This window comes from Streptomyces sp. NPDC026246, assembly GCF_055567995.1.
The window spans coordinates 122,150-144,156 of record NZ_JBVHPJ010000017.1 but is presented as its reverse complement, the minus strand read 5'-3'; the positions used below and the strand labels follow the sequence as shown (position 1 = coordinate 144,156).

Sequence of the window (22,007 nt, the reverse complement as noted above, 5' to 3'; positions counted from 1 at the left end):
GGTTACATTCCGAACCCGGAAGCTAAGCCTTACAGCGCCGATGGTACTGCAGGGGGGACCCTGTGGGAGAGTAGGACGCCGCCGAACAATTCTTGGGAAAACCCCCGCATCGAAAGATGCGGGGGTTTTCTGCGTTTAGGGTCTACTCATGCGCTATGACCTCGTGATCTTCGACAACGACGGTGTGCTCGTCGACAGTGAGCCGATCTCCAACCGGCACCTGGCCGCCTACCTCACCGAGTTGGGGCACGAGACGACCTATGAGGAGTCCCTGCGCGATTACATGGGGTCCGCGATGCACCGCGTGCACGACCTGGTGGAGGAGCGGACCGGGCGGCGGCTGCCCGAGGACTTCGACGACGTCTTCCACGCCCGGGTCTTCGCGGCCTTCGAGCGGGATCTGAAGCCGGTCGAAGGTGTCGAGGAAGTGCTGCAGAAACTCACCGCCGACTCGGTGCCGTACTGCGTGGCGTCGTCCGGGAGCCATGAGCGGATCCGGGTGGGACATCGGACGACCGGGCTGGACCGGTGGTTCGACGAAGGGCGGGTGTTCAGCTCGCAGGACGTGGGGCGGGGGAAGCCGGCTCCCGACCTCTTCCTGTACGCGGCGCGGCGGATGGGCGTGGCGCCCGAGCGGTGTGTCGTCGTGGAGGACAGTCCGCTGGGCGTGCAGGCGGCCGTCGCGGCGGGGATGGACGTGTACGGGTTCACCGCCATGACGCCGGCGGAGCGGCTGGCCGGGTGCCGTGGGTTCTTCGCCGACATGGGGGAGCTGATCGACCTGCTGGGCTGAGCTCCCGTCGCCCGGCGAAGATGAGGAGAATTCATCTTTGGCCGGATCTACCCACGGGTAGTCCGGAGCCCTACGCTCGCCGCCATGACTGATGTGCTGCGGCGCGGCCGGGCCTCGTTGGCGTTCAGCTTCCTCGTGCAGGGCGTCGCCTTCGCTCTGCTCGTGACGCGGATCCCCGCCATCCAGGACCGCTACGGGGTGTCCGACGCGCTGCTGCCCGCCTTCCTCGCGGCGGTGCCGGTCCTGGCCGGGATCGGCAGTGTGACGACCGAGCGGCTGGTGAAGCGGATACCGCCCAGCCGGCTGCTGCGGTGGTCCCAGCCCGTGGTGCTGCTGGCGCTGCTCGGCGTGGGAGCCGGTGAGCGGATGGCCGGACTCGCCGTCGCGCTCGCCGCGTTCGGGCTGGCCGTCGGTGTGCTGGACGCGTCGATGAACATGCTCGGGGTGAGCCTGCAGCGGTCGTACGGGCGCAGCATCATGCTGAGCTTCCACGCGGCCTACAGCCTGGGCGGGATCGCCGGGGCCTCGCTGGCGTGGGCCGGGGCGCACTGGGATCTGGCGCTGTGGGTGTCGTACCTGCCGGTCGTGGCGGTGCTGCTGCCCGCCGTGCTGGTGGGGAGCCGGTGGTACGCCGGCGACGGCCGGGGCGCGGTGGCGGTCGCCGCGGAGCAGGTCGGTGAGGGGCAGGTGCTGGTCTTCAGGCTGCTGCTGCCGTTGTGCCTGGTGATGACGGTCGCCTACATCGGGGACTCGACCGTCTCCAACTGGAGTGCGAAGTACCTGCAGGACGTGCTCGGGAGTTCCGAGCAGATGGCGACCGTGCCGTACAACGTGTACATGGTCACGACGCTGCTGGGGCGGGCGATCGGGGACTTCGGGGTGCGGCGGTTCGGGGCCGTCGCGGTGGTGCGGGGCGGGGCGCTGGTGGCGGCCGGCGGATTCGCCGTGGTGGCGTCGGCGCCCGGGGCCTGGGTCGGGATGCTGGGATTCACGCTGCTGGGGCTGGGGTTGTGCGTCCTGGTGCCGCAGACGTTCGCGGCCGCCGGGAGGTTGTTCCCCGGGGCGTCGGACGCGGCCGTGGCGCGGCTGAACGTCTTCAACTACGTGGGGTTCCTGATCGGTTCGCCGCTGGTGGGGGCGCTCGGGGATGTGTGGAGCTACCGCGGGGCCATGCTGGTGCCGATGGTGTTGGTGCTGGTGACGCTCGTGTACGCCCGGTCGTTCGCGCCTCAACCGGACCGATACGGTGGCGGGCATGAGCGGCCGCGCACAGCTGATGTGGGACGAGGCAGTAACGGGCTATGACTTCGGCCCGGGCCATCCGATGGACCCGGTCCGGCTCGCCCTGACCCGGAGGCTGGTCGACGCCTTCGGGCTGGACCGGGAGGTGGACGTGGTCGCCGCCAAGGCGGCCGGGGAGTCGACGCTGCGGCTCGTCCACCGGGAGGACTACATCGACGCCGTGAAGGCGGCCTCGGCGGACCCGGGGGCCGCGGACCAGTCGTACGGGCTGGGGACCATGGACGATCCGGCGTTCGCCGGGATGCACGAGGTGTCCTCGCTGATCGCGGGGCAGTCGGTGGGGGCGGCGGAGGCCGTGTGGCGGGGCGAGGCGCTGCACGCGGTGAACTTCGCGGGCGGACTGCACCACGCGATGCCGGGCGGGGCCTCCGGCTTCTGCATCTACAACGACGCCTCCCTCGCCATCGCCCGGCTGCTGGAGCTGGGCGCCGAGCGGGTCGCGTACGTCGACGTCGACGTGCACCACGGGGACGGGGTGCAGGCGGCGTTCTGGGAGGACCCGCGGGTGCTGACGATCTCCCTGCACGAGCACCCCCGGACGCTGTTCCCGCAGACCGGGTGGCCGGAGGAGACCGGCGCGGAGTCGGCCGAGGGCTCGGCGGTGAACGTGGCGCTGCCGGCCGGCACCGGCGACGCGGGCTGGCTGCGGGCGTTCCACGCGATCGTGCCGGAGCTGATCGCCGACTTCCGGCCGCAGGTGCTGGTGACGCAGCACGGGGCCGACACGCACTTCGAGGACCCGCTGGCGCACCTGGCGGTGTCGCTGGACGCGCAGCGGGCGGTGCAGGTGGCCTGTCACGACCTGGCGCACGAGTACGCCGATGGGCGGTGGGTGGCCCTGGGCGGGGGCGGTTACGCGGTGGTGGACGTCGTCCCGCGGTCCTGGACGCACCTGGTCGCGATCGCCGCGGGACGGGCCGTGGAGCCCGAGGCGATGATCCCCGAGGCCTGGCGGCAGGACGTGTTCGCCAGGACGCGGCAGTTGGCGCCCGCCCGCATGACGGACGGCCGGTGGCCCGTCGGCTGGTCCGCCTGGGAGGAGGGTTACGACCCGGCCGACCGGCTCGACCAGGCGGTCCTGGCGGCCCGGCGGGCGGTGTTCCCGCTGCGGGGGCTGCTGGCCTGAGCGGTGCCGGGCGGGCCGTGCGGCCCCGCGGCGCGGGGCCGCACGGCCCGAGGGACCGGCGTAGGCCGTCCGTGCGGTGTTCGGGCGTTCCGGGGACAGGTCCGGGCGCCGTCGCGCACGATCTCTTCGTGCTGACCCCCCAGGCCCTTCGCGCGCACCTCGTGGGCGCACGGCTGGCCGGGACCGTGGCGACCTCCCGGGAGGGTAGCCTGCGGCGCTACCGGCTCTTCGCGGCCCGGGACCCCCGTGTGCTGCTCGGCATCGACCCGGAAGGCGCCTGGCAGCAACGGGAGTTGCTGGAGCTGATGGCGGACCGGTGTGGTGTCTCGGCCGATCACCGGCATACTTCCGGCCAGGACGTGATCGACCCGGCCCGGACCGTGGCGGCCCTGGACGCGTTCGCGGACCGGCTCGGCGACGCCGCGCGGCGGGGCGCTCCCGTGCTGTTCGGCACCGGGCACCCGCACCGGCTGCTCGGCTTCTACGCCGTTCTGGCAGACGCTCTGTCGGCGGCGGGATGTGCTGTCCTCACACCGGCGCAGGGTCGCTGTGTCGACATAACGACCCGGTTCGGCCTACGTACGTTCACTCTCGACTACGTACGGAAAGTCGCGCTCGTGCGGACCCCCGCCCCCGAACGCCCCGGTTGTGAGCCCGGCGCACATACGCACTCACCTCTCCCGGTACGCACCGCGCTGGCCGCGGCCGCGGAGGCCGGCGGGCCCCTTCCGGAGTTGGTGATCGGTGACCACGGATGGGTCTGCGGGGCAGGTCAGCTGGGGTTCGAGGCCATCGGGCCGGCCGACACGGACGACCCGGCGCCGTTCGTGGGAGAGGCCGAGGGGTCCGTGTCCGTCGCCGTTCCGCTCGATGACGGCGTGCGATCCGATTACTACCTGCCGCTGACCCGCTACGTACTCAATCGGGCGTGTCTGTCACAGTAGGCCGCCGATGGGTGCACCTCTTCCCCACTCGCATCACCCGCCCCTACATTGGGGAGTGAGCACGCAGCGACGAAGAGTCACCGGAAGGGGAAGCCGGTGGCCGTCGAGTGCGGAAGGTTCAGGTGTGTCATGGCTGCAGCTGGCGAGAGGCCTCTGAACGAGGTTCAGTTCCTTACCGTGGCGGAAGTCGCCTCGGTGATGCGAGTGTCGAAGATGACCGTGTACCGGTTGGTGCACAGCGGTCATCTGCCCGCGATCCGGGTGGGGCGGTCCTTCCGCGTCCCCGAGCAAGCGGTTCACGAGTACCTCCGCGAGAGTTACGTGGGGGTGGAAACCGCCTGACGGCTGGGGCGGGGAGGCCCCGCAGGGCACTTGGGGATCTCCCCGGCCCCCTCGATTACGACCTCAGCGCTCGGGCGGGTAGGCTGGCCCCTCGTAGGTCGTATGGGCCCATGGCGCCCAAACACCGAGTGATGAGAAGTGAGCGAGGGTAGTCGTGGGCTCTGTTATCAAGAAGCGGCGCAAGCGGATGGCTAAGAAGAAGCACCGCAAGCTGCTCAAGCGCACGCGCGTCCAGCGTCGCAACAAGAAGTAGGTTCGCGACGCGGACGACGCGAGAGCGTTGCTGTGGCCCCCCACCGTCCGGTGGGGGGCCACACGCATGTCCGGCTCCTGCGTCCGGCTGGCATCTGTCACTTCGCGCATCCGGCGGTCATCACAGTGCGACGCCGACCCGCTAAGTTGGCCCCACGGGGGAACGCGGCGGGACAGGACGTTTCTGAAGGAAGGCGCTGATCTTGGGCAAGGTCGTGCTCGTCACCGGAGTGGCCCGCCAGCTGGGGGGCCGGTTCGTCCGGCGGATCCAGCGTGACCCCGACGTCGACCGGGTCGTCGCCGTGGACGCGGTGCCGCCCGAGCACCACCTGGGCGGCGCCGACTTCGTCCAGGCCGACATCCGCCAGCCCGGCATCGCGCGCATCCTCGCCGAGACGGGCGCCGACACCGTCGTCCACCTCGACGTGACGGGCACCCCGCTGGGCAGCGGCAACCGGGCCTCCCTGAAGGAGACCAACGTCATCGGCACCATGCAGCTGCTCGGTGCCTGCCAGAAGTCCCCGGCGGTACAGCGGCTGGTCGTGAAGTCCAGCACCAACGTCTACGGCTCCGCGCCCCGCGACCCCGCCGTCTTCACCGAGACGACCCCGCCCAAGTCCCTGCCCAGCGGCGGTTTCGCCAAGGACACCTGCGAGGTCGAGGGCTACGTCCGCGGCTTCGCGCGCCGGCGGCCGGACGTGGCGGTGTGCGTGCTGCGGTTCGCCAACATCCTCGGCCCGACCGCGGACACCCCGCTCGCGTCGTACTTCGCGCTGCCCGTGCTGCCCACCGTGTTCGGCTACGACCCGCGGCTGCAGTTCGTGCACGAGGACGACGTGATCGAGGTGCTGCGGATCGCCTCGCACGAGCCGAGGCGGGGCACCCTCAACAGCGGCACCTTCAACATCGCCGGCGACGGCGTGCTGCTGCTCTCCCAGTGCTCCCGGCGCCTGGGGCGCCCGACCGTGCCCCTGCTGCTCCCCGCGGTCACCTGGGCGGGCTCGCTGGTGCGTACGCTGGGGATGTCGGACTTCTCGCCCGAGCAGATCCGGTTGCTGACCCACGGCAGGGTCGTGTCCACGGGCCAGATGCGCGAGACGCTGGGATTCCAGCCCAAGTACACGACCGCGGAGACGTTCGCGGACTTCGCCCGCAGCCAGAGTCCCGGACTCCTCCCGCCGGAGGCTGTCGCGGGGGCCGTCGACCGGATCGCCGCGCTGCCCCTCGCGGGCGGCGACCACCTTCCGACGCAGAGCGCCAACTGAGGAGCGCATCAACGATGGCGGACGCCAAGGTCATTCCGTTCGACGACGACCGGTCCCGGGGCGGTGCGGCGCAGCGCCCCCAGCGCCGCCGCAGCGCGGGCAGCCGCCGCACGGGCACGGATCCGGCACCGGTCCGTGAGGTGCAGCCCCTGCCCACCGCCGCGCAGGAGGACGTCCCCGGCACCGCCGGGGAGCCGCCGCGGCGGGAGCCGGACGGCGAGAGCGCCCTGGAGCGGCGGATCGCCGGCGGCCTGGCCTTCCTGCGGCGCCGCCTCACCGGCGACTACGAGGTCGACGACTTCGGCTACGACGAGGAACTGACCGACCAGGTCCTGATGTCGCTGCTGCGCCCGCTGTACGAGAAGTACTTCCGGGTCGAGGTGAGGGGCGTCGAGAACATCCCGTCGGAGGGCGGCGCCCTGATCGTCGCCAACCACTCCGGGACGCTGCCGATGGACGGCCTGATGATGCAGGTCGCCGTGCACGACAACCACCCGGCGGGCCGGCACCTGCGCCTCCTCGCCGCGGACCTGGTGTTCATGCTGCCGGTCGTCAACGAGCTGGCCCGCAAGCTCGGTCACACGCTGGCCTGTGCGGAGGACGCGGCGCGGCTGCTGGAGCAGGGCGAGCTCGTGGGGGTGATGCCGGAGGGCTTCAAGGGCCTCGGCAAGCCCTTCGCGGACCGCTACAAGCTGCAGCGCTTCGGCCGCGGCGGCTTCGTCTCCACGGCCCTGCGCGCGGGGACGCCGATCATTCCGTGCTCGATCGTCGGGGCGGAGGAGATCTACCCGATGATCGGCAACGCCAAGACCCTCGCCCGGCTGCTGGGCTTCCCGTACTTCCCGCTCACGCCCACGTTCCCCTGGCTCGGGCCGCTCGGGGCGGTTCCGCTGCCGACCAAGTGGACGATCCAGTTCGGTGAGCCGATCGCGACCGACGCCTATCCGCCCGAGGCGGCCGAGGACCCGATGCTGATGTTCAACCTGACCGACCAGGTCAGGGAGCAGATCCAGCACACCCTGTACAAGCTGCTGGTGCAGCGGCGGTCGGTGTTCTTCTGATCTCGGGGTCCGCGGGTACGACGATGGGGGCGCCCCTTGCCGAAGGGGCGCCCCCACTGTCGTACCGCCGGCTAGTCGGCGTCCTCGCTGTCGATGCCCAGGCCGGGCAGCAGGCCCGGCAGCAGCGGCGGGAGCGTCACATCCGGCTCGGGGGCGGGAGTGGCGCCGTCCGCGGACGGGGTACTGCTGGCCTCGCTGTCCTTCGGCGGGTCGAGGAGGCCGCCGGTGTTGCCGCCGAGCAGGCCGTCGTCGTCCTTGCCGGAACCGGCCGAGCGGCTGGGGCTGCCGCTGCCGGTGCTGCCCTTGTCGCTGTGCCGGCCGCCGCTGTCGCCGGGGCGCGTCGAGCGGTCGTCCGTGCCGGAGGGGCCTGCGGGCGCGGACTCGGAGGCGCCCTGCCGCTCGCGGGCTCCGCTCCCGCCCCTGGCGGGGGGCTCGGGGAGCAGGGAGCGCAGCGGGGCCACGTCCTCGTCTATGGCGTCGAACACCGACGTCACCTGCTCGCCGACGTCCCCGAGCTGGACGGGGAGTCTCTCGCGCAGTTCGCCCCAGGCCTTGCGGTGGGAGCTGGAGAACGCGGACAGGGCCTGGATGGGCCCGAGGGAGTCCGGGTCGCGCTGGTAGGCCTCGCTCAGCAGCCGGTGGCCCTCGGACGCGTCGTGCCGCATGCCGGACAGGGCGCGGCGGATCTCGCCCAGGGACTCGTGGTCCAGGGGGCCGCTGCGGCCCCGCTCCAGCAGACGGCGGGCTTCGCTCAGGCGCGTGGAGGCGTGGTCCAGGTAGACCCGGCCGCGCTCGTCCGCCCCGTCGGCGAGGCCGAGCTTGACGTCCTCGATGCCGCGCTTGAGGCCGTAGAGCGAGTCACCGGGCAGGGCGTCGGAGCTGGCGGCGGAGACCCCGCCGAGGGCGCTCGCGGCCACGCCGACGCTCAGTCCGCCGGCGGTGAGGCCCTTGGCGAGGCGGGAACGCGGCCGGAACTTCTTCAGCGAACTGGCGCGATGGGCGCCGCGGGCCCGGGTGGAGCGCTGTCCGGGGACCGCACGGTCCGTCGCCCCGGCGCCCGCGGTGCCCTCCTGGAGCATGGCCTCGAACGCGGCCACCAGCTGGGCCCGCTGAACGACCTTGACCTCCGGGTCGAGCTCCGGCTTGGGCAGCGCGCCGAGACCGGAGGCCAGCGCCAGCAGGCGTGACCCCTCGGCCGGTTCCCCGGCCGCCGGTGCCGGTGCCGGGCCTTCGGACTGCTCGGCCGCCGTGCCCGGCTCGGACTGCTCCTCCAGGGCCTGGGCGAAGGCGTTCGCCCGCCGGTGCGCCGATACGTTCGCGATCACTGGCGGCACCTCCTCTCGTCATCACGGTCGACTCCCCAGGGGGTCCTGAGGGTTGCACACCCCGGGCACGACCACACGAACGGGTGATCGGTGTCGGCCAGGGGGTGACCACAGGGAGCCTGCATCCCGCACAACGAGCGGCGCGGCACTTGGGTTACGGATCCCGGATGATCGGATGCCCAAGTCAACGCACTGTCACGAAAAGTGAGTTGAATGTCGCCGAGCGTGCCCGGCCGTCAGCGGGCGTCTTCCGGGAGGAGCCGGGCGAGGGTGCGCACGGCCCGGTACTGGAGGGTCTTGATGGCGCCCTCGTTCTTGCCCATGACCCGGGCCGTCTCGGCGACGGACAGGCCCTGGAGGAAACGCAGCGTCACGCACTCCTGCTGCTGGGGGTTGAGCCGCCGCACGGCGTCGAGCAGGGCGGCGTTCGACAGGGACTCCAGGACGGAGTCCTCGGGGGAGCGCTCGACCTCGTTGGCGTCGAGCATCTCGCCGGTGGTGACCTCGAGGCGGAAGCGGCTGGACTTGAAGTGGTCCGCGACCAGGTTGCGGGCGATCGTCACGAGCCAGGCGCCGAAGTCGCGGCCCTGCCAGGTGAAGGTGCCGATGCGGCGCAGCGCGCGCAGGAAGGTCTCACTGGTGAGGTCCTCGGCGGTCGCCTTCCCGCCGACCCGGTAGTAGATGTACCGGTAGACGGTGTCGCTGTACTGGTCGTAGAGGCGGCCGAAGGCGTCGGCCTCGCCGGCCTGGGCGCGCTCCACGAGGTCCATCATCCGGGCGCTGTCGCTGTCCGCCGCCGGGCGGCGGGCGGTGGCCGCCCCGGACGGGCGGCCTCGTCTGCCGACCGCGGCGCTGCCCTCGGCCAGTGCGTAGCACGGGCCGAGCGGCGCGGCGGTGGCGAATGCGGGGACGGCGTACGCGGTGGGGACGAAGCCGCGCAACAGGTCGAGGACCGTTGCGCGCAGCGTAGCCAGGCCCGAGGCGTCAACCCCGACGTGTGGGTACACGGGACTCCCAGAGGCAGAGCTTCCATCACGTGCAGTGCGGGACCTTTCACCCGTCGTAGCGACGGAGGGGTACCGGATTGCGTCTGAGGAGAATAACGCTTCGTGCAGGCACTGCTACACCGAGTTGCTCAAATCATCGATTACGTCGCTTCCGTAACCGATTGACGGCGCATCAAGTGTCAGATCGTGACTGGCTGTTGATCGCAACGCTTCGGATCGCGACTGGGTCCAGGGCGTGTTGTGGCCGTGTGCAGCCAAGAGGACTGGACACGCGGTTGTGGGGGTACGCCAGTTGGATTTACGCGGATTGTCAGGCCCCAGACATCGGTGTCCCGGTTTGATCACCCGGGGGTCGTCAACGACGGCGGCGGTGCAGGGCGATCGCGGCCGCCGTGCCGCCGGCCACCGCGCCGACGCCCGCCGCGGCCGGGATGCCGACCTTGGCGGCCTTGCGGCCGGTGCGGTAGTCGCGCAGGCGCCAGTCCAGCTGGCGGGCGTGCTTGCGCAGCTTGGCGTCCGGGTTGATGGCGTAGGGGTGACCGACCAGCGAGAGCATCGGGATGTCGTTGTGCGAGTCGCTGTAGGCGGCGCAGCGGCCGAGGTCCAGGCCCTCCGCGGCGGCCAGGGCGCGGACCGCCTCGGCCTTGGCGGGTCCGTGCAGCGGTTCGCCGACGAGCTTGCCGGTGTAGACGCCGTCGACGGACTCGGCGACCGTGCCGAGGGCGCCGGTCAGGCCGAGGCGGCGGGCGATCACCTGGGCGATCTCCACGGGGGCGGCCGTCACCAGCCACACCTTCTGGCCCGCGTCCAGGTGGGCCTGGGCGAGGGCGCGGGTGCCGGGCCAGATGCGCTCGGCCATGTACTCGTCGTAGATCTCCTCGCCGATCGACTGGAGTTCGGCGACGCGGTGGCCCTGGACGATGGACAGCGCCGACTCGCGCGCCTCCTGCATGTGCTCGGGGTCCTCGACCCCGGCCAGCCGGAACCAGGCCTGCTGCCAGGCGAAGCGGGCGAGTTCGCGCGTCTCGAAGAACTTCCGCTTGTACAGGCCCCGCCCGAAGTGGAAGAGGGCGGCGCCCTGCATGACGGTGTTGTCCAGGTCGAAGAAGGCGGCGGCCCGGTCGTCGCCGTGCACGGGGAACTGCGGTTCGGCGGTGGTGGCGGCGGCTTCCTGCGTGGACTTGCGCGCTGCCTCCGCCGAGGCCTCGCCTGCCAACACGCTCCGCGCCGTGGCGGAGCGCCTACGGGGGGTGAGCCATCCGAGAGCGGCCATGGCGTGAGCATAGCCATTCCGCGCGAAGGTTCCGGAGCCGAGAGGTTGGGAGCCCGTGAACTCTGGGCGAGGGCGGCGTCGATCGGTGCCGGACCTCGTCGCGCCGCCCGGCGTGTCCCCTGGCGTTCCGTACGGCTTCCCCTTCCGTGCGGGCGCGGGACAATGGCCGGCATGAGTCCACTGTTGCGTCGCAGAACCCCCGGGGACCGGCTCGTCACGCTCATCCGCAAGCCCGGCTGTCATCTGTGTGATGACGCACAGGTCGTGGTGGAGAAGGTGTGCGGCGATCTGGGCGTCCCCTGGGAGCAGAAGGACATCACCGAGGACCGCGAACTGCACGACCGGTACTGGGAGCAGATCCCGGTGGTGCTGGTGGACGGCCGGCAGCACACGTTCTGGCGCGTGAACGAGGGCCGCCTGCGCAAGGCGCTGACCGGCTGAGGCCGCAGCGAGGTGACTGACTGATCAGTACAAAGAGGTCCGTGAGTCGCTTAGGATCGATGGTGGCTTGGTCTCGGGGGCGGGATTCACAGAGGGAAGTGTGCGGTTTTGCCCCCAGAAGCGAAGGAACGGTGGTGGCTGTGCGCCGGTTCCCCGGGCGTGCGCCGGGGGCGCGTGAGCCCGGTCACGTTGGGCGGGCAAATCGGACACCATCTTTGTGCACGCGTTCACAAAGACATAGCCTGCTTTCGACGGGGCGGTCATGTAGGGACGTATGACCGCCTACAGCCCCGCTCTACCCGCAGGAGCACCGTGGCAACTGGCCGAACTCACCGACCGGCGACCCGCAGCCGAGGGATTCCCGAGGCCACCGTCGCCCGCCTTCCGCTGTACCTCCGCGCTCTGACCGCGCTGTCGGAGCGCTCGGTGCCCACGGTCTCCTCCGAGGAGCTCGCGGCCGCCGCGGGGGTCAACTCCGCGAAGCTGCGCAAGGACTTCTCCTACCTCGGCTCCTACGGGACCCGGGGCGTCGGCTACGACGTCGAGTATCTCGTGTACCAGATCTCCCGCGAACTGGGGCTCACCCAGGACTGGCCGGTCGTGATCGTCGGTATCGGAAACCTCGGCGCCGCCCTCGCCAACTACGGCGGCTTCGCCTCCCGCGGGTTCCGCGTCGCCGCGCTGATCGACGCCGACCCGGCCATGGCGGGCAAGCCCGTCGCCGGCATCCCCGTGCAGCACTCCGACGACCTGGAGAAGATCATCCAGGACAACGGCGTGTCCATCGGTGTCATCGCCACCCCCGCCGGCGCCGCCCAGGCCGTCTGCGACCGGCTCGTGGCCGCCGGGGTCACCTCCATCCTGAACTTCGCACCGACCGTGCTGTCCGTGCCCGAGGGCGTCGACGTGCGCAAGGTCGACCTCTCCATCGAGCTGCAGATCCTCGCCTTCCACGAGCAGCGCAAGGCCGGCGAGGAGGCCGCGAACACCGACGGCGCCCTGCCGCCCGCCGCCGCCCGCAGCGACTCCGCCGACCAGGGGCCCGACGGGGACATGCCCGCCGTGATGCCGGCATGAGCCTCCTCGTCGTCGGACTCAGCCACCGCAGCGCCCCGGTCAGCGTCCTGGAACGGGCCTCGCTGAACGCGGACGCGCAGGTCAAGCTGTTGCAGGACACGGTCGCCGCCGAACCGGCCACCGAGGCCGCGGTGCTCGCCACCTGCAACCGCATCGAGCTCTACGCCGACGTGGACAAGTTCCACGCCGGTGTCGCCGAGCTGTCCACGCTGCTCGCCCAGCACAGCGGGGTCGGCCTGGAGGAGCTCACTCCTTATCTCTATGTGCACTACGAGGACCGGGCCGTCCACCACCTCTTCTCGGTGGCCTGCGGGCTGGACTCGATGGTCGTCGGCGAGGGGCAGATCCTCGGCCAGATCAAGGACTCCCTGGCCCGGGCGCAGGACGTGCACTCCGCGGGCCGCCTGCTGAACGACCTGTTCCAGCAGGCCCTGCGGGTGGGCAAGCGCGCACACTCCGAGACCGGCATCGACCGCGCCGGCCAGTCCCTGGTCACCTTCGGCCTGGAGCAACTGGCCGCCGGCGGCGACGTGCAGACCTGGGCCCGGGGCAAGAAGGCCCTGGTCATCGGCGCCGGGTCGATGTCCTCGCTGGCCGCGGCCACCCTGGCGCGGGCCGGGGTCACCGAGATCGTGGTCGCCAACCGCACCCTCGACCGCGCCGAGCGCCTCGCACAGATCCTCGGCGAGGGCGACGACACGGACGTGCTGGCCCGCGCGGTACCGATGGAGTCGGTGCCGGCCGAGCTGACACGTGCCGACGTCGCCGTCTCGTGCACCGGCGCGACCGGCCTGGTCCTGACCGCCGAGTCGATCGCCTCCGCCGTCGAGGGCCGTACGGGCCGGCCCGCCGCCGAGATCGCGGACGCGACGCGGCCCAGGCCGACGCCCGCCGTTGTGCCGGCCGCCGGCAACGACGACAACTGCCCGCTCGACCTGGCCGCCGTGCAGCCCGGCTTCTCCGTCATGGGCGAGGCCGCGGTGGCCGGCATGGACGCCGCCACGCTGGAGCAGCACGCGGCGTGGGTCGCCGGTGGCACCGTCGACCGGCGGGACGCGGCCCGCCGCAGCCCGGAGGCCGACGCCGAGCTGATCGGGGCGCTCGCCGCGACCGCCGCCACCGTCGGCCGGATCCCCGAGCGGCGCCGGCCCGAGCCGGTCGAGCAGACCCCGCGGCCCGAGCCCGTGCTGTTCCTGCTGGACCTCGCCATGCCGCGCGACGTCGACGCCGCCGTGCACCGGCTGGCCGGGGTGCGCCTGGTGGACATCGAGTCGCTCGCGGAGGCCTCCGCGGACGCTCCGATGGCTGCCGATGTGGACCAGGTCAGGCGTATCGTCTCCGACGAGGTGGCGGCCTTCGGGGCGGCGCTGCGGGCCGCGCACATCACGCCGACCGTGGTCGCCCTGCGCACCATGGCCGCGGACGTCGTGGCCAGCGAGATCGCCCGGCTGGACGGGCGGCTGCCCGGCCTCGACGACAAGCACCGGGCGGAGATCACCCAGACCGTGCGGCGCGTGGTGGACAAGCTGCTGCACGCGCCGACCGTACGGGTCAAGCAGCTCGCGGCCGAACCCGGCGGCGCCGGGTACGCGGACGCGCTGCGCACCCTGTTCGACCTCGACCCCGAGACGGTGGCCGCCGTCTCCCGGGCCGGGGAAAGCACCACCCAGAGAGACCGAGGCCCGGCATGAAAGACAAGGCGCTGAGGCTCGGTACTCGGCGGAGCAGGCTCGCCATGGCCCAGTCCGGGCAGGTGGCCGAGGCCGTGAGCCGGGTGACCGGGCGGCCCGTGGAGCTCGTCGAGATCACCACGTACGGCGACATCTCCCGGGAGGCGCTCGCGCAGATCGGCGGCACCGGCGTGTTCGTCAACGCGCTGCGCGACGCGCTGCTCGCGGGCGAGGTCGACTTCGCGGTGCACTCGCTGAAGGACCTGCCGACCACGCAGCCCGACGACCTCGTCGTGGCCGCCGTGCCCGAGCGCGAGGACCCGCGGGACGTGATCGTCGCCCGGGACGCGCTCAAGCTCACCGACCTGCCCGCCGGGGCGCGCATCGGTACGGGTTCGCCGCGCCGGATGGCGCAGCTCAACGCGTACGCGCGCAGCCACGGGCTGGACATAGCGACGGTCTCCATCCGCGGCAACGTCGACACCCGCATCGGGTTCGTGCGCAGCGGCGAGCTCGACGCCGTCGTCCTGGCCGCCGCCGGACTGAACCGGATCGGCCGCGCTGACGAGGTGACCGACTTCCTGTCGGTCGACACGGTTTTGCCCGCCCCCGGCCAGGGGGCCCTGGCGATCGAGTGCGCCGCGGCCGACGCGGACCTCGTCGCCGCGCTCGCCGAGCTCGACGACCCCTTCACCCGGGTCGCCGTGACGGCCGAGCGGTCACTGCTCGCCGCCCTGGAGGCCGGCTGCAGCGCCCCCGTGGGCGCGTTGGCCGACCTGCCCCCGCTCTCCGCTCCGCTGGAGCGCGGGGACTCCCAGGCCGACCGGCAGATTTTCAAGGAAATGCGCCTGCGTGGCGTCGTCGGCACCACCGACGGCACGCGCATGGTGCAGTTGTCCACCACCGGTCCCGTGCCCGACACGCACGAGGGTGCCATGACGCTCGGACGCACACTCGCGTCCGAGATGCTCGCCCAGGGCGCGGCCGGTCTGATGGGGGAGCGAGCACATTGAGCCCCACCACCCTTTCCGCCGGTCCTGAACACGGGCACGTCACCTTCCTGGGTGCCGGACCCGGAGATCCGGGACTGCTGACTCTGCGCGCCGTGGAGGCGCTGGCGCACGCGGACGTCCTCGTCGCCGAGCACGAGGTGCTCGACGTCGTACGTCAGCACGCCAGGCAGGGGGTCTCCGAGGTGCACACGGACGCCGATCCCTCACGGGATCCGGCGCCGGGCACAGGAGCGCCCCAGCTGACGGTGGTTGACGGCACGTCAACCGCTGTCGCCGCCCCCGCGGTGCGGGATGCCGCACATCTTGTCATGGAGGCCGCGCGCGGCGGCAGGCGGGTCGTGCGTGCGGTGTCCGGCGATCCCGGCCTGGACACCTATGCCGCCGAGGAGATGCTGGCGTGCGCCGCCGCCGGCGTGCCGTTCGAGGTGGTGCCGGGCATTGCGAGCGCCGTCGGTGTGCCCGCCTACGCCGGTGTGCCGCTGCGGGACGCGCAGGGCGCCGACGTGCGGTTCGTCGACGCGCGCACGGCCTCGGACCGGTGCTGGACGGAGGTCGGGGCGTCGGACGGCACGGTCGTCGTCTCCACGACGCTGGACTCCGTCGCCGCCGCGGCCGGGGAGCTGGTCTCCGCCGGGCGCAAGCCGGACACCCCGATGACGGTCACCGTCGCCGGTACCACCACCCGGCAGCGCACCTGGACCGCCACGCTCGGCACGATCGCCCAGACGCTGAAGCAGCTCAAGGTGCTGCCCTCGCCCGAGGGCGGCCGGCCGGTGATAGCCGTGGTCGGGGAGCGTTCCTCCGCCGCCCAGCGCGACCAGCTCGCGTGGTTCGAGTCCAAGCCGCTCTTCGGCTGGAAGGTGCTCGTACCGCGCACGAAGGAGCAGGCGGCGTCGCTCTCCGACCAGCTGCGGTCGTACGGGGCCGTGCCGCACGAGGTGCCGACGATCGCCGTCGAGCCGCCGCGCACGCCCCAGCAGATGGAGCGCGCGGTCAAGGGCCTGGTGACGGGCCGCTACGAGTGGATCGCCTTCACCTCGGTGAACGCGGTCAAGGCCGTGCGGGAGAAGTTCGAGGAGTACGGGCTCGACGCGCGTGCCTTCGCGGGCATCAAGGTCGCGGCCGTGGGCGAGCAGACCGCGAAGGCGCTGATCGCCTTCGGCGTGAAGCCCGACCTGGTGCCGAGCGGGGAGCAGTCGGCCGCCGGTCTGCTGGAGGACTGGCCGCCCTACGACCCCGTCTTCGATCCGATCGACCGGGTGTTCCTGCCGCGGGCGGACATCGCCACGGAGACGCTGGTCGCCGGGCTGATCGAGCTGGGCTGGGAGGTCGACGACGTCACGGCCTACCGGACCGTGCGGGCCTCGCCGCCGCCGGCGGAGACCCGCGAGGCGATCAAGGGCGGCGGTTTCGACGCCGTGCTGTTCACCTCGTCGTCGACCGTGCGGAACCTGGTCGGCATCGCGGGCAAGCCGCACAACGTCACCGTGATCGCCTGTATCGGCCCGGCCACGGCCAAGACCGCCGAGGAGCACGGGCTGCGGGTGGACGTGATGGCTCCCGAGCCGTCCGTGCACAAGCTGGCCGAGGCGCTGGCCGACTTCGGCGCGAAGCGCCGCGCGGCGGCTCTGGAGGCCGGGGATCCGGTCACCCGGCCGAGCGAGCGGCGGCCGGGGGCGCGGCGGAGGCGGTCGACGACCTGAGGCCGCAGGCGCGCCTTTGGCCCCGGGCCGGAGGCGGACGGACCGATGAGAGGCCGGGCGGGCACTGAGCCCCGCCCGGCCTCTCGTGGGCCGGGCCGGCGGCTCGGTGCGTGGCGGCGGCGGTCCGGGACCCGGCCGGTCGTGGTGGCCGCGGCTACGCGGGCGTCACCGCGTGGCCGTAGCGGAGCAGGTTGTCCGGGTCGTAGGTGGCCTTGTCGTGGCGCAGGCGGGCGTAGACCTCCGGGGTCCAGGCGCGGGCGACGTCCTCGGCGTCGCCGGGCGTGCCGTGGATGTTGACCATGGTGCGGCCGGTGCCGTAGGGGGCCATGGCGGTGTGCAGGCGGCGCGTGGCCTGTTCGACGGCCTCGGCCACGGGCGGGGCGGGCATGATCCCGACCGCCTCCAGGAAGTACCGGGCGTCACGGGCGCACACGGCGTCCTCGACGGGGGCCGGGCGGGACAGCGCGCCGCCCATGTGCCGCAGCGAGGCCACCAGCAGGGGGTACTCGGCGCCGGCCGCGGGGCCGACCTGTTCCAGGAACGTGTCGAGGGCCTGCGGGGTGAGGTCCCGCAGCAGCGTGCACGACTCGCGGGCCGGCAGCGGGTCCTGCGGCTCCATGTGGATGCGGTCCATGTCCGCGCAGGCCGTCTCCGCGACCATGTCCACCGCCACCGGAGCGGCCTGCCGCAGCGGGGCGATCAGCGCCTCGCCCTCGGATGCGTCGCCCGGCCAGGCGAACGCCACCCGGGCCCAGAAGCCGCCGCGCAGCTCCGGCGGGAGCTGGGGGATCGGAGGCAGCCGCAGCACCGAGAACATGCTGCACATCTCGTCCGGGACGGTACGGGTCCACTCCGACCAGGCGCGCAACAGGGCCTCGGTGTGCTCAGCCTGGCAGTACAGGCCACCGCCGTAGACGTGGGACAGCGGCAGCAGCTCGGTCACCAGCGAGGTGACGACGCCGACGTTGCCCTTGCCGCCGCGCAGGGCCCAGAACAGCTCCGGCTCCTGCCGGGCGTCCGCCTCGCGCAGCCGGCCGTCCGGGGTGACGACCTCGAAGGAGCGGACCAGGTCGGCGCCGTAGCCGTAGGCGCGGCCGAGGACCGGCAGGCCGCCGCCGAGGGTGTAGCCGACGACCCCCGCGTCCGTGGAGGTGCCGCACAGGCCCGCCAGTCCGTGCGGGGCGGCGGCCGCCATCACATGGCTCCACTTCGCCCCGGCGTCGATCCGGGCGGTACGGGTGGCGGGGTCCACCCGTACGTCCGTCATCCGGGACGTGGTGATCAACAGGCCGCGCTCGATGGGGAAGTTGGCGCCGTGGCCGGTGGCCTGGACGGCCACCGGCGTGCCGGTCGCGTGCGCCCAGCGCATGGCCGCGACGACGTCGTCCGCCCCGGTGGCCCCGACGACCACGTCGGGGGTGTGCAGCGCGGACACGTTGAAGCCGGTGACCTCGTCGGCGTAGGCCGGGTCGCCGGGGCGCAGCACCGGGCCGTCGACGTCCGAGAGGGCGAAGAGATCGGGGGTGGGGTGAGTGGCGGTCATCGCGTCCTCCGCGGGGGCGGTTACGGAGGGACGGCGGCGGCGAGGGGGAGCGGGCCGTCGGGGTCCTCGGACTGGGGCAGGCCGGACCGCGGGCGTGCCCGTCCTTCCAGGATGGACCCACGCCCGGGGCCCCGCATCGCGGGGCAGTGGAGGCGTGCGGCCGGGCGGGCGGACCGCGCTCCAACGGTGCCTGCGCCAGGCCGGATCGCGGCCGGGATCGCGTCGGCAACGCGCCGGGATGGCGCCGACATCGCGTCGGCATCGGGACGTTTGGGGCGGGCGTAGCGTAGAGGGCATGACGACGTACGGATCATTCCCCGGTACGCGGCCGCGGCGTTTGCGGATCAACCCCGTGATGCGTCGGATGGTCGCCGAGACCCGGCTGCACCCCGCCGATCTCATCCTCCCGGCCTTCGTGCGCGAGGGCGTCACGGAGCCCGTGCCGATCGGGGCCATGCCGGGCGTCGTGCAGCACACCCGGGACACCCTGAAGAAGGCCGCCGCGGAGGCCGCCGCGGCGGGGATCTCCGGGATCATGCTGTTCGGCGTGCCGGAGGAGTCGAAGAAGGACCCGCTCGGCACGCCCGGCACCGACCCGGACGGCATCCTCCAGGTCGCCCTGCGGGACGTGCGCGCCGAGGTCGGGGACGACCTGCTCGTCATGTCCGACCTCTGCCTCGACGAGACCACCGACCACGGCCACTGCGGTGTCCTCGACGAACAGGGCCGGGTCGACAACGACGCGACCCTGGAGCGCTACGCCGAGATGGCCCAGGTGCAGGCCGACGCCGGCGCCCATGTCGTCGGGCCCAGCGGGATGATGGACGGGCAGGTGGGGGTCATCCGCGACGCGCTCGACCAGATCGGGCGGGACGACGTCGCGATCCTCGCCTACACCGCCAAGTACGCCTCGGCGTTCTACGGGCCGTTCCGCGAGGCCGTCGGCTCGTCGCTGCAGGGGGACCGCAAGACCTACCAGCAGGACCCGGCCAACCTCCGGGAGTCGCTGCGCGAGCTCGCTCTCGACCTGGAGGAGGGCGCCGACATGGTGATGGTCAAGCCGGCCGGCCCCTACCTGGACGTCCTCGCCCGGGTCGCCGACGCCGTGGACGTGCCCGTCGCCGCGTACCAGATCTCCGGGGAGTACTCGATGATCGAGGCCGCCGCCGAGAAGGGCTGGATCGACCGCGACCGCGCGATCATGGAGACCCTCACCGGCATCCGCCGGGCCGGGGCGCGCACCATCCTCACCTACTGGGCCACCGAGGTGGCCCAGAAGCTGAAGGATCAGTAGGACAGCGCGTCGTCCATGTCGCGCAGCCAGTAGGTGACCGTCAGGGTGCTGTCGTAGTACACGCCCCGGGCCGGCAGGGCCGGGATCGCCGTGGGGCCGCCGTCGCTGTTCGGCGTGCGGCCCTGGAAGCCGACCGTCAGCTTGCGGCCGGTCGTGCCGGCTTCGCCGCTGCCGTCGGCCGCCGACAGCGAGACGCCCGCGTAGCCCTTCTCACCGGGCGCCAGGGTCGTCACGGCCTGCGGCTTGGAGTCCGCGATCGGGCGCGGGGCCCACTGCATCGCGTCGAAGCGCAGCACCGGGTGGTAGGTGAGGTCGCAGGGCTTTGAGCCGGTGTTCTCGACCGTGATGAGCAGGTGGTTGAGGGGGCGCGGGACCGGCCGGGCGGTGACGGTGGTGTTGCCGCCGTGGCAGAAGACGCGGGCGGGGGTGCCCGTGCCGCCGGTGACCTTTCCGGTGGTCTTTCCGGTGGCCTTGCCGGTGGCTTTCCCACCGGCCGCTTCCGTCTCGCTGCCGTTGCTCCCGGGGGAGGTTCCGCCGGTCTTCGGGGTGCCCGCGGCCGAGGCCGTCGCCGCCGGGCCGGGACGGGCCGCGCCCTCGTCCTGTGTGCCCGTTCCGTTGTCGCACGCCGTGACGGCGAGGGCGGCCAGGAGGGCGGCGGGCAGAGCGTGGTACGTGCGCATGTGTGGGGTTCCTTTCGGACAAAGACCGTGCGGAGGACGGCCCGGCCGGCTCGCTCGACCGGCGGGCCGGGAGCGGCGTGCTTGGATGACCAGAGCTTGTGCCGTACTCCGTCCCGCCCGCCACGTCCGGCGGACGATCAGGGACGCTGGAACGCGCACGGGAACCTGACCAGGGGAAACGACCGTCCCCTGGAACGGGTGCACGGGACACGGGGTGGGAGGAACGGTGTCGCAGGACACGGGAGCGGCCGCATTCGCCGAGCTGCTGGGGGAGTTGAAGGACCGTTCGGGGCTGAGCTACGGGGTGCTCGCCAAGCGTCTGCACATGAGTACGTCGACGCTCCACCGCTACTGCAACGGCGACGCCGTGCCCGCGGACTACGCGCCCGTGGAGCGGCTCGCGCGGCTGTGCAAGGCGTCACCGGAGGAACTCGTCGAACTGCACCGGCGGTGGGTGCTCGCGGACGCGGGCCGGGGCCGGAAGACGGGCCCCGGGTCCACGCGGCCCGGGCGACCCGAGCGCCACCCGGCCGCCCCGCCTGCCGAGTTCACCGGACTGGCCGGGGCCGCCGGGCCTGCCGGGCCTGCCGGGCCTGCCGGGTCCGCGGGGCCTGCCGAGGCCGGGGCGGCCGCGCGCGCTGAACCCACCGTGCACGCCGGGCCGTTCGCGCCCGCGGAGTCCGCCGGGTCCGCCGGGTCCGCCGGGTCCGCCGCGCCCGCCGGGCCTGCCGCACCCCCCGCACCCGCCGTACCTGCGGCGTCCGGCGGATCCGCCGGCGTCCCGTCGGTGGGCGGTGGTGACGGCCTGGCGGCCGGGGGTGCCGGCGCCCGGGCCGGGGCCGGGACGGCGCGTGCGGTCGGTGAGGAGCCCGCCGAGGGCGCCGGGTCCCAGGCGCCTTCGGCGGAGGACGCGCCCGGCAGGCGCACGCGGTGGCGGCCTCGTCGTGTCGTGCTCGCCGGTGTCGCCGCGGCCGTCGCCCTGAGCGGCGTCGGGCTGGCCGTGGCCCTGCCGGGCGGCGGGCCGGACCGGGGCGGGCACCGCGACGCCGCTGCCGCGTCCGCCGGCTCCGGCCCCCGCGTGGACGGTGGCGGTACGGCGACGGCCGAACCGTCCGACCGGCCCTTCCCGGGCGGCACGAAGCGCGAGAAGAGCGACCGGCACGAGGAGTCCGCCCCGGCGCGGCCCCCGGCGTCCTCGCCGGCCGGGGCGGGCACACCCGGCCGCGACGGGGCCGGGCCCGCCTCCGGTCCGGCTCCGCTCACCGTGAGTACCCAGCCGCACGCCTGGGAAAGCCCGTGCTCCCAGCGGTACTTGGTCGACCTGCCCCCCGAGCGCGTCGTGCCGCCGCCGCTGGAGCAGGACGCGCCCGGCTGGGTGGCCGCGATGGGCGCGGTGCCGTCGGGGGAGCAGTTCATGAAGATCACCGTGCAGGGGACCGGGAAGGAGACGGTGGTCGTCGAGGACCTCAAGGTCCGCACGGCCGGCAAGCGGACGCCGCCGGCCTGGAACGACTACGCGATGGGCTACCCGGGCGTCGGCTGCGGCGGCGGCATGCCCAAGCGGTTCTTCACGGTGGCCCTGGACGCCGCACGGCCCGCCCTCGTGCCCGAGGCCGGTCACGCCGACTTCCCGTTCAAGGTGAGCCAGTCGGACCCGGAGGCGTACTACATCGAGGCCGACGCCTCCGCCTACGACGTCAGCTGGTACCTGGAGCTGACCTGGTCCAGCGGCGGCCGGAGCGGCACGCTCAGGGTGGACGACAAGGGCCGGCCGTTCCGCACGAGCGGTCACCACGGGCGCCCCGCCTACGAGTTCCCGCTCGGTGGCGAGAAATGGGTGAAGGCCGGGACGACCGACCCGTCGTGACGCCGTACGGGCACGCCCGGTCCGGCCGA

General features: G+C 72.9%; 20 protein-coding genes and 1 rRNA gene. 16 read left to right on the top strand and 5 right to left on the bottom strand.

Annotation, left to right across the window (positions count from 1 at the left end):
- The 9 genes from rrf to ACZ4M5_RS31760 all read left to right on the top strand — a co-directional run.
- A 5S ribosomal RNA gene (gene rrf, locus ACZ4M5_RS31800) occupies window positions 1-87 on the top strand; the annotation flags it as partial.
- Window positions 88-148: 61 nt separating this feature from the next.
- Complete coding sequence (locus ACZ4M5_RS31795; protein ID WP_467742008.1) at window positions 149-793, top strand: HAD family hydrolase; 645 nt, start codon at window positions 149-151, stop codon at window positions 791-793.
- Between the two features lie 84 nt (window positions 794-877).
- The gene (locus ACZ4M5_RS31790) at window positions 878-2,098 is read left to right on the top strand and encodes an MFS transporter (RefSeq protein ID WP_467742006.1); all 1,221 of its coding nucleotides are present in this window, start codon (window positions 878-880) and stop codon (window positions 2,096-2,098) included.
- Window positions 2,049-3,221 carry an acetoin utilization protein AcuC gene (locus tag ACZ4M5_RS31785; protein ID WP_467742004.1) on the top strand — a complete coding sequence of 391 codons (1,173 nt, stop codon included), beginning with the start codon at window positions 2,049-2,051 and terminating at the stop codon, window positions 3,219-3,221. The genes ACZ4M5_RS31790 and ACZ4M5_RS31785 overlap by 50 nt, the downstream gene beginning before the upstream one ends.
- Before the next feature lie 128 nt (window positions 3,222-3,349).
- Window positions 3,350-4,165 (top strand): phosphatase, encoded by an 816-nt coding sequence (locus ACZ4M5_RS31780; RefSeq protein ID WP_467742002.1) that lies wholly within the window; start codon window positions 3,350-3,352, stop codon window positions 4,163-4,165.
- 129 nt (window positions 4,166-4,294) lie between these two features.
- Window positions 4,295-4,507 (top strand): helix-turn-helix domain-containing protein, encoded by a 213-nt coding sequence (locus tag ACZ4M5_RS31775; RefSeq protein ID WP_004984898.1) that lies wholly within the window; start codon window positions 4,295-4,297, stop codon window positions 4,505-4,507.
- Between the two features lie 154 nt (window positions 4,508-4,661).
- The gene (locus ACZ4M5_RS31770; RefSeq protein ID WP_003948845.1) at window positions 4,662-4,760 is read left to right on the top strand and encodes a 30S ribosomal protein bS22; all 99 of its coding nucleotides are present in this window, start codon (window positions 4,662-4,664) and stop codon (window positions 4,758-4,760) included.
- 202 nt (window positions 4,761-4,962) lie between these two features.
- Complete coding sequence (locus tag ACZ4M5_RS31765) at window positions 4,963-6,024, top strand: NAD-dependent epimerase/dehydratase family protein (protein WP_467742000.1); 1,062 nt, start codon at window positions 4,963-4,965, stop codon at window positions 6,022-6,024.
- 14 nt (window positions 6,025-6,038) lie between these two features.
- Entirely contained in the window at window positions 6,039-7,085 is a 1,047-nt protein-coding gene (locus tag ACZ4M5_RS31760; protein WP_467741998.1) for a lysophospholipid acyltransferase family protein, read from the top strand.
- A gap of 71 nt (window positions 7,086-7,156) precedes the next feature.
- Here ACZ4M5_RS31760 and ACZ4M5_RS31755 read toward each other — a convergent pair whose 3' ends face one another.
- The 3 genes from ACZ4M5_RS31755 to ACZ4M5_RS31745 all read right to left on the bottom strand — a co-directional run bounded on the left by ACZ4M5_RS31755 (window position 7,157) and on the right by ACZ4M5_RS31745 (window position 10,690).
- Window positions 7,157-8,410: a DUF5667 domain-containing protein gene (locus tag ACZ4M5_RS31755; RefSeq protein WP_467741996.1), complete on the bottom strand. Its 1,254-nt coding sequence runs from the start codon at window positions 8,408-8,410 to the stop codon at window positions 7,157-7,159.
- 236 nt (window positions 8,411-8,646) lie between these two features.
- Window positions 8,647-9,417, bottom strand: coding sequence for an ECF subfamily RNA polymerase sigma factor, BldN family (locus tag ACZ4M5_RS31750; protein WP_333936061.1), 771 nt, complete (start codon window positions 9,415-9,417; stop codon window positions 8,647-8,649).
- Between the two features lie 355 nt (window positions 9,418-9,772).
- Window positions 9,773-10,690: an HAD family hydrolase gene (locus tag ACZ4M5_RS31745; RefSeq protein ID WP_467741993.1), complete on the bottom strand. Its 918-nt coding sequence runs from the start codon at window positions 10,688-10,690 to the stop codon at window positions 9,773-9,775.
- Window positions 10,691-10,852: 162 nt separating this feature from the next.
- On the opposite strand from ACZ4M5_RS31745, the gene ACZ4M5_RS31740 reads away from it, so the two are divergent.
- The 5 genes from ACZ4M5_RS31740 (at window position 10,853) to ACZ4M5_RS31720 (ending at window position 16,594) form a co-directional block, all read left to right on the top strand.
- Window positions 10,853-11,131 carry a glutaredoxin family protein gene (locus ACZ4M5_RS31740; RefSeq protein ID WP_467741991.1) on the top strand — a complete coding sequence of 93 codons (279 nt, stop codon included), beginning with the start codon at window positions 10,853-10,855 and terminating at the stop codon, window positions 11,129-11,131.
- 312 nt (window positions 11,132-11,443) lie between these two features.
- On the top strand, window positions 11,444-12,208 hold the full coding sequence (locus ACZ4M5_RS31735; protein ID WP_369195832.1) for a redox-sensing transcriptional repressor Rex: 765 nt from the start codon (window positions 11,444-11,446) through the stop codon (window positions 12,206-12,208).
- Window positions 12,205-13,899 carry a glutamyl-tRNA reductase gene (locus ACZ4M5_RS31730; protein WP_467741989.1) on the top strand — a complete coding sequence of 565 codons (1,695 nt, stop codon included), beginning with the start codon at window positions 12,205-12,207 and terminating at the stop codon, window positions 13,897-13,899. Before ACZ4M5_RS31735 ends, ACZ4M5_RS31730 begins: the two co-directional genes overlap by 4 nt.
- Window positions 13,896-14,891, top strand: coding sequence for a hydroxymethylbilane synthase (hemC, locus tag ACZ4M5_RS31725; protein WP_467741988.1), 996 nt, complete (start codon window positions 13,896-13,898; stop codon window positions 14,889-14,891). The genes ACZ4M5_RS31730 and hemC overlap by 4 nt, the downstream gene beginning before the upstream one ends.
- Window positions 14,888-16,594, top strand: coding sequence for a bifunctional uroporphyrinogen-III C-methyltransferase/uroporphyrinogen-III synthase (locus ACZ4M5_RS31720; RefSeq protein ID WP_467741987.1), 1,707 nt, complete (start codon window positions 14,888-14,890; stop codon window positions 16,592-16,594). The genes hemC and ACZ4M5_RS31720 overlap by 4 nt, the downstream gene beginning before the upstream one ends.
- A gap of 154 nt (window positions 16,595-16,748) precedes the next feature.
- Here ACZ4M5_RS31720 and ACZ4M5_RS31715 read toward each other — a convergent pair whose 3' ends face one another.
- A complete protein-coding gene (locus ACZ4M5_RS31715) occupies window positions 16,749-18,137 on the bottom strand; it encodes an FAD-binding oxidoreductase (RefSeq protein WP_467741986.1) in 1,389 nt (462 codons plus the stop codon).
- A 295-nt stretch (window positions 18,138-18,432) separates the two neighbouring features.
- Here ACZ4M5_RS31715 and hemB point away from each other — a divergent pair, with 295 nt between their 5' ends.
- Window positions 18,433-19,431, top strand: coding sequence for a porphobilinogen synthase (hemB, locus tag ACZ4M5_RS31710; protein WP_467741985.1), 999 nt, complete (start codon window positions 18,433-18,435; stop codon window positions 19,429-19,431).
- Here hemB and ACZ4M5_RS31705 read toward each other — a convergent pair.
- Window positions 19,425-20,111, bottom strand: a complete 687-nt coding sequence (locus tag ACZ4M5_RS31705; protein ID WP_467741984.1) for a DUF4232 domain-containing protein — start codon at window positions 20,109-20,111, stop codon at window positions 19,425-19,427. The two genes, hemB and ACZ4M5_RS31705, sit on opposite strands and share 7 nt — an antisense overlap.
- Window positions 20,112-20,337: 226 nt before the next feature.
- Here ACZ4M5_RS31705 and ACZ4M5_RS31700 point away from each other — a divergent pair, with 226 nt between their 5' ends.
- A complete protein-coding gene (locus ACZ4M5_RS31700) occupies window positions 20,338-21,978 on the top strand; it encodes a helix-turn-helix domain-containing protein (protein WP_467741982.1) in 1,641 nt (546 codons plus the stop codon).
- Window positions 21,979-22,007 lie beyond the last annotated feature (29 nt).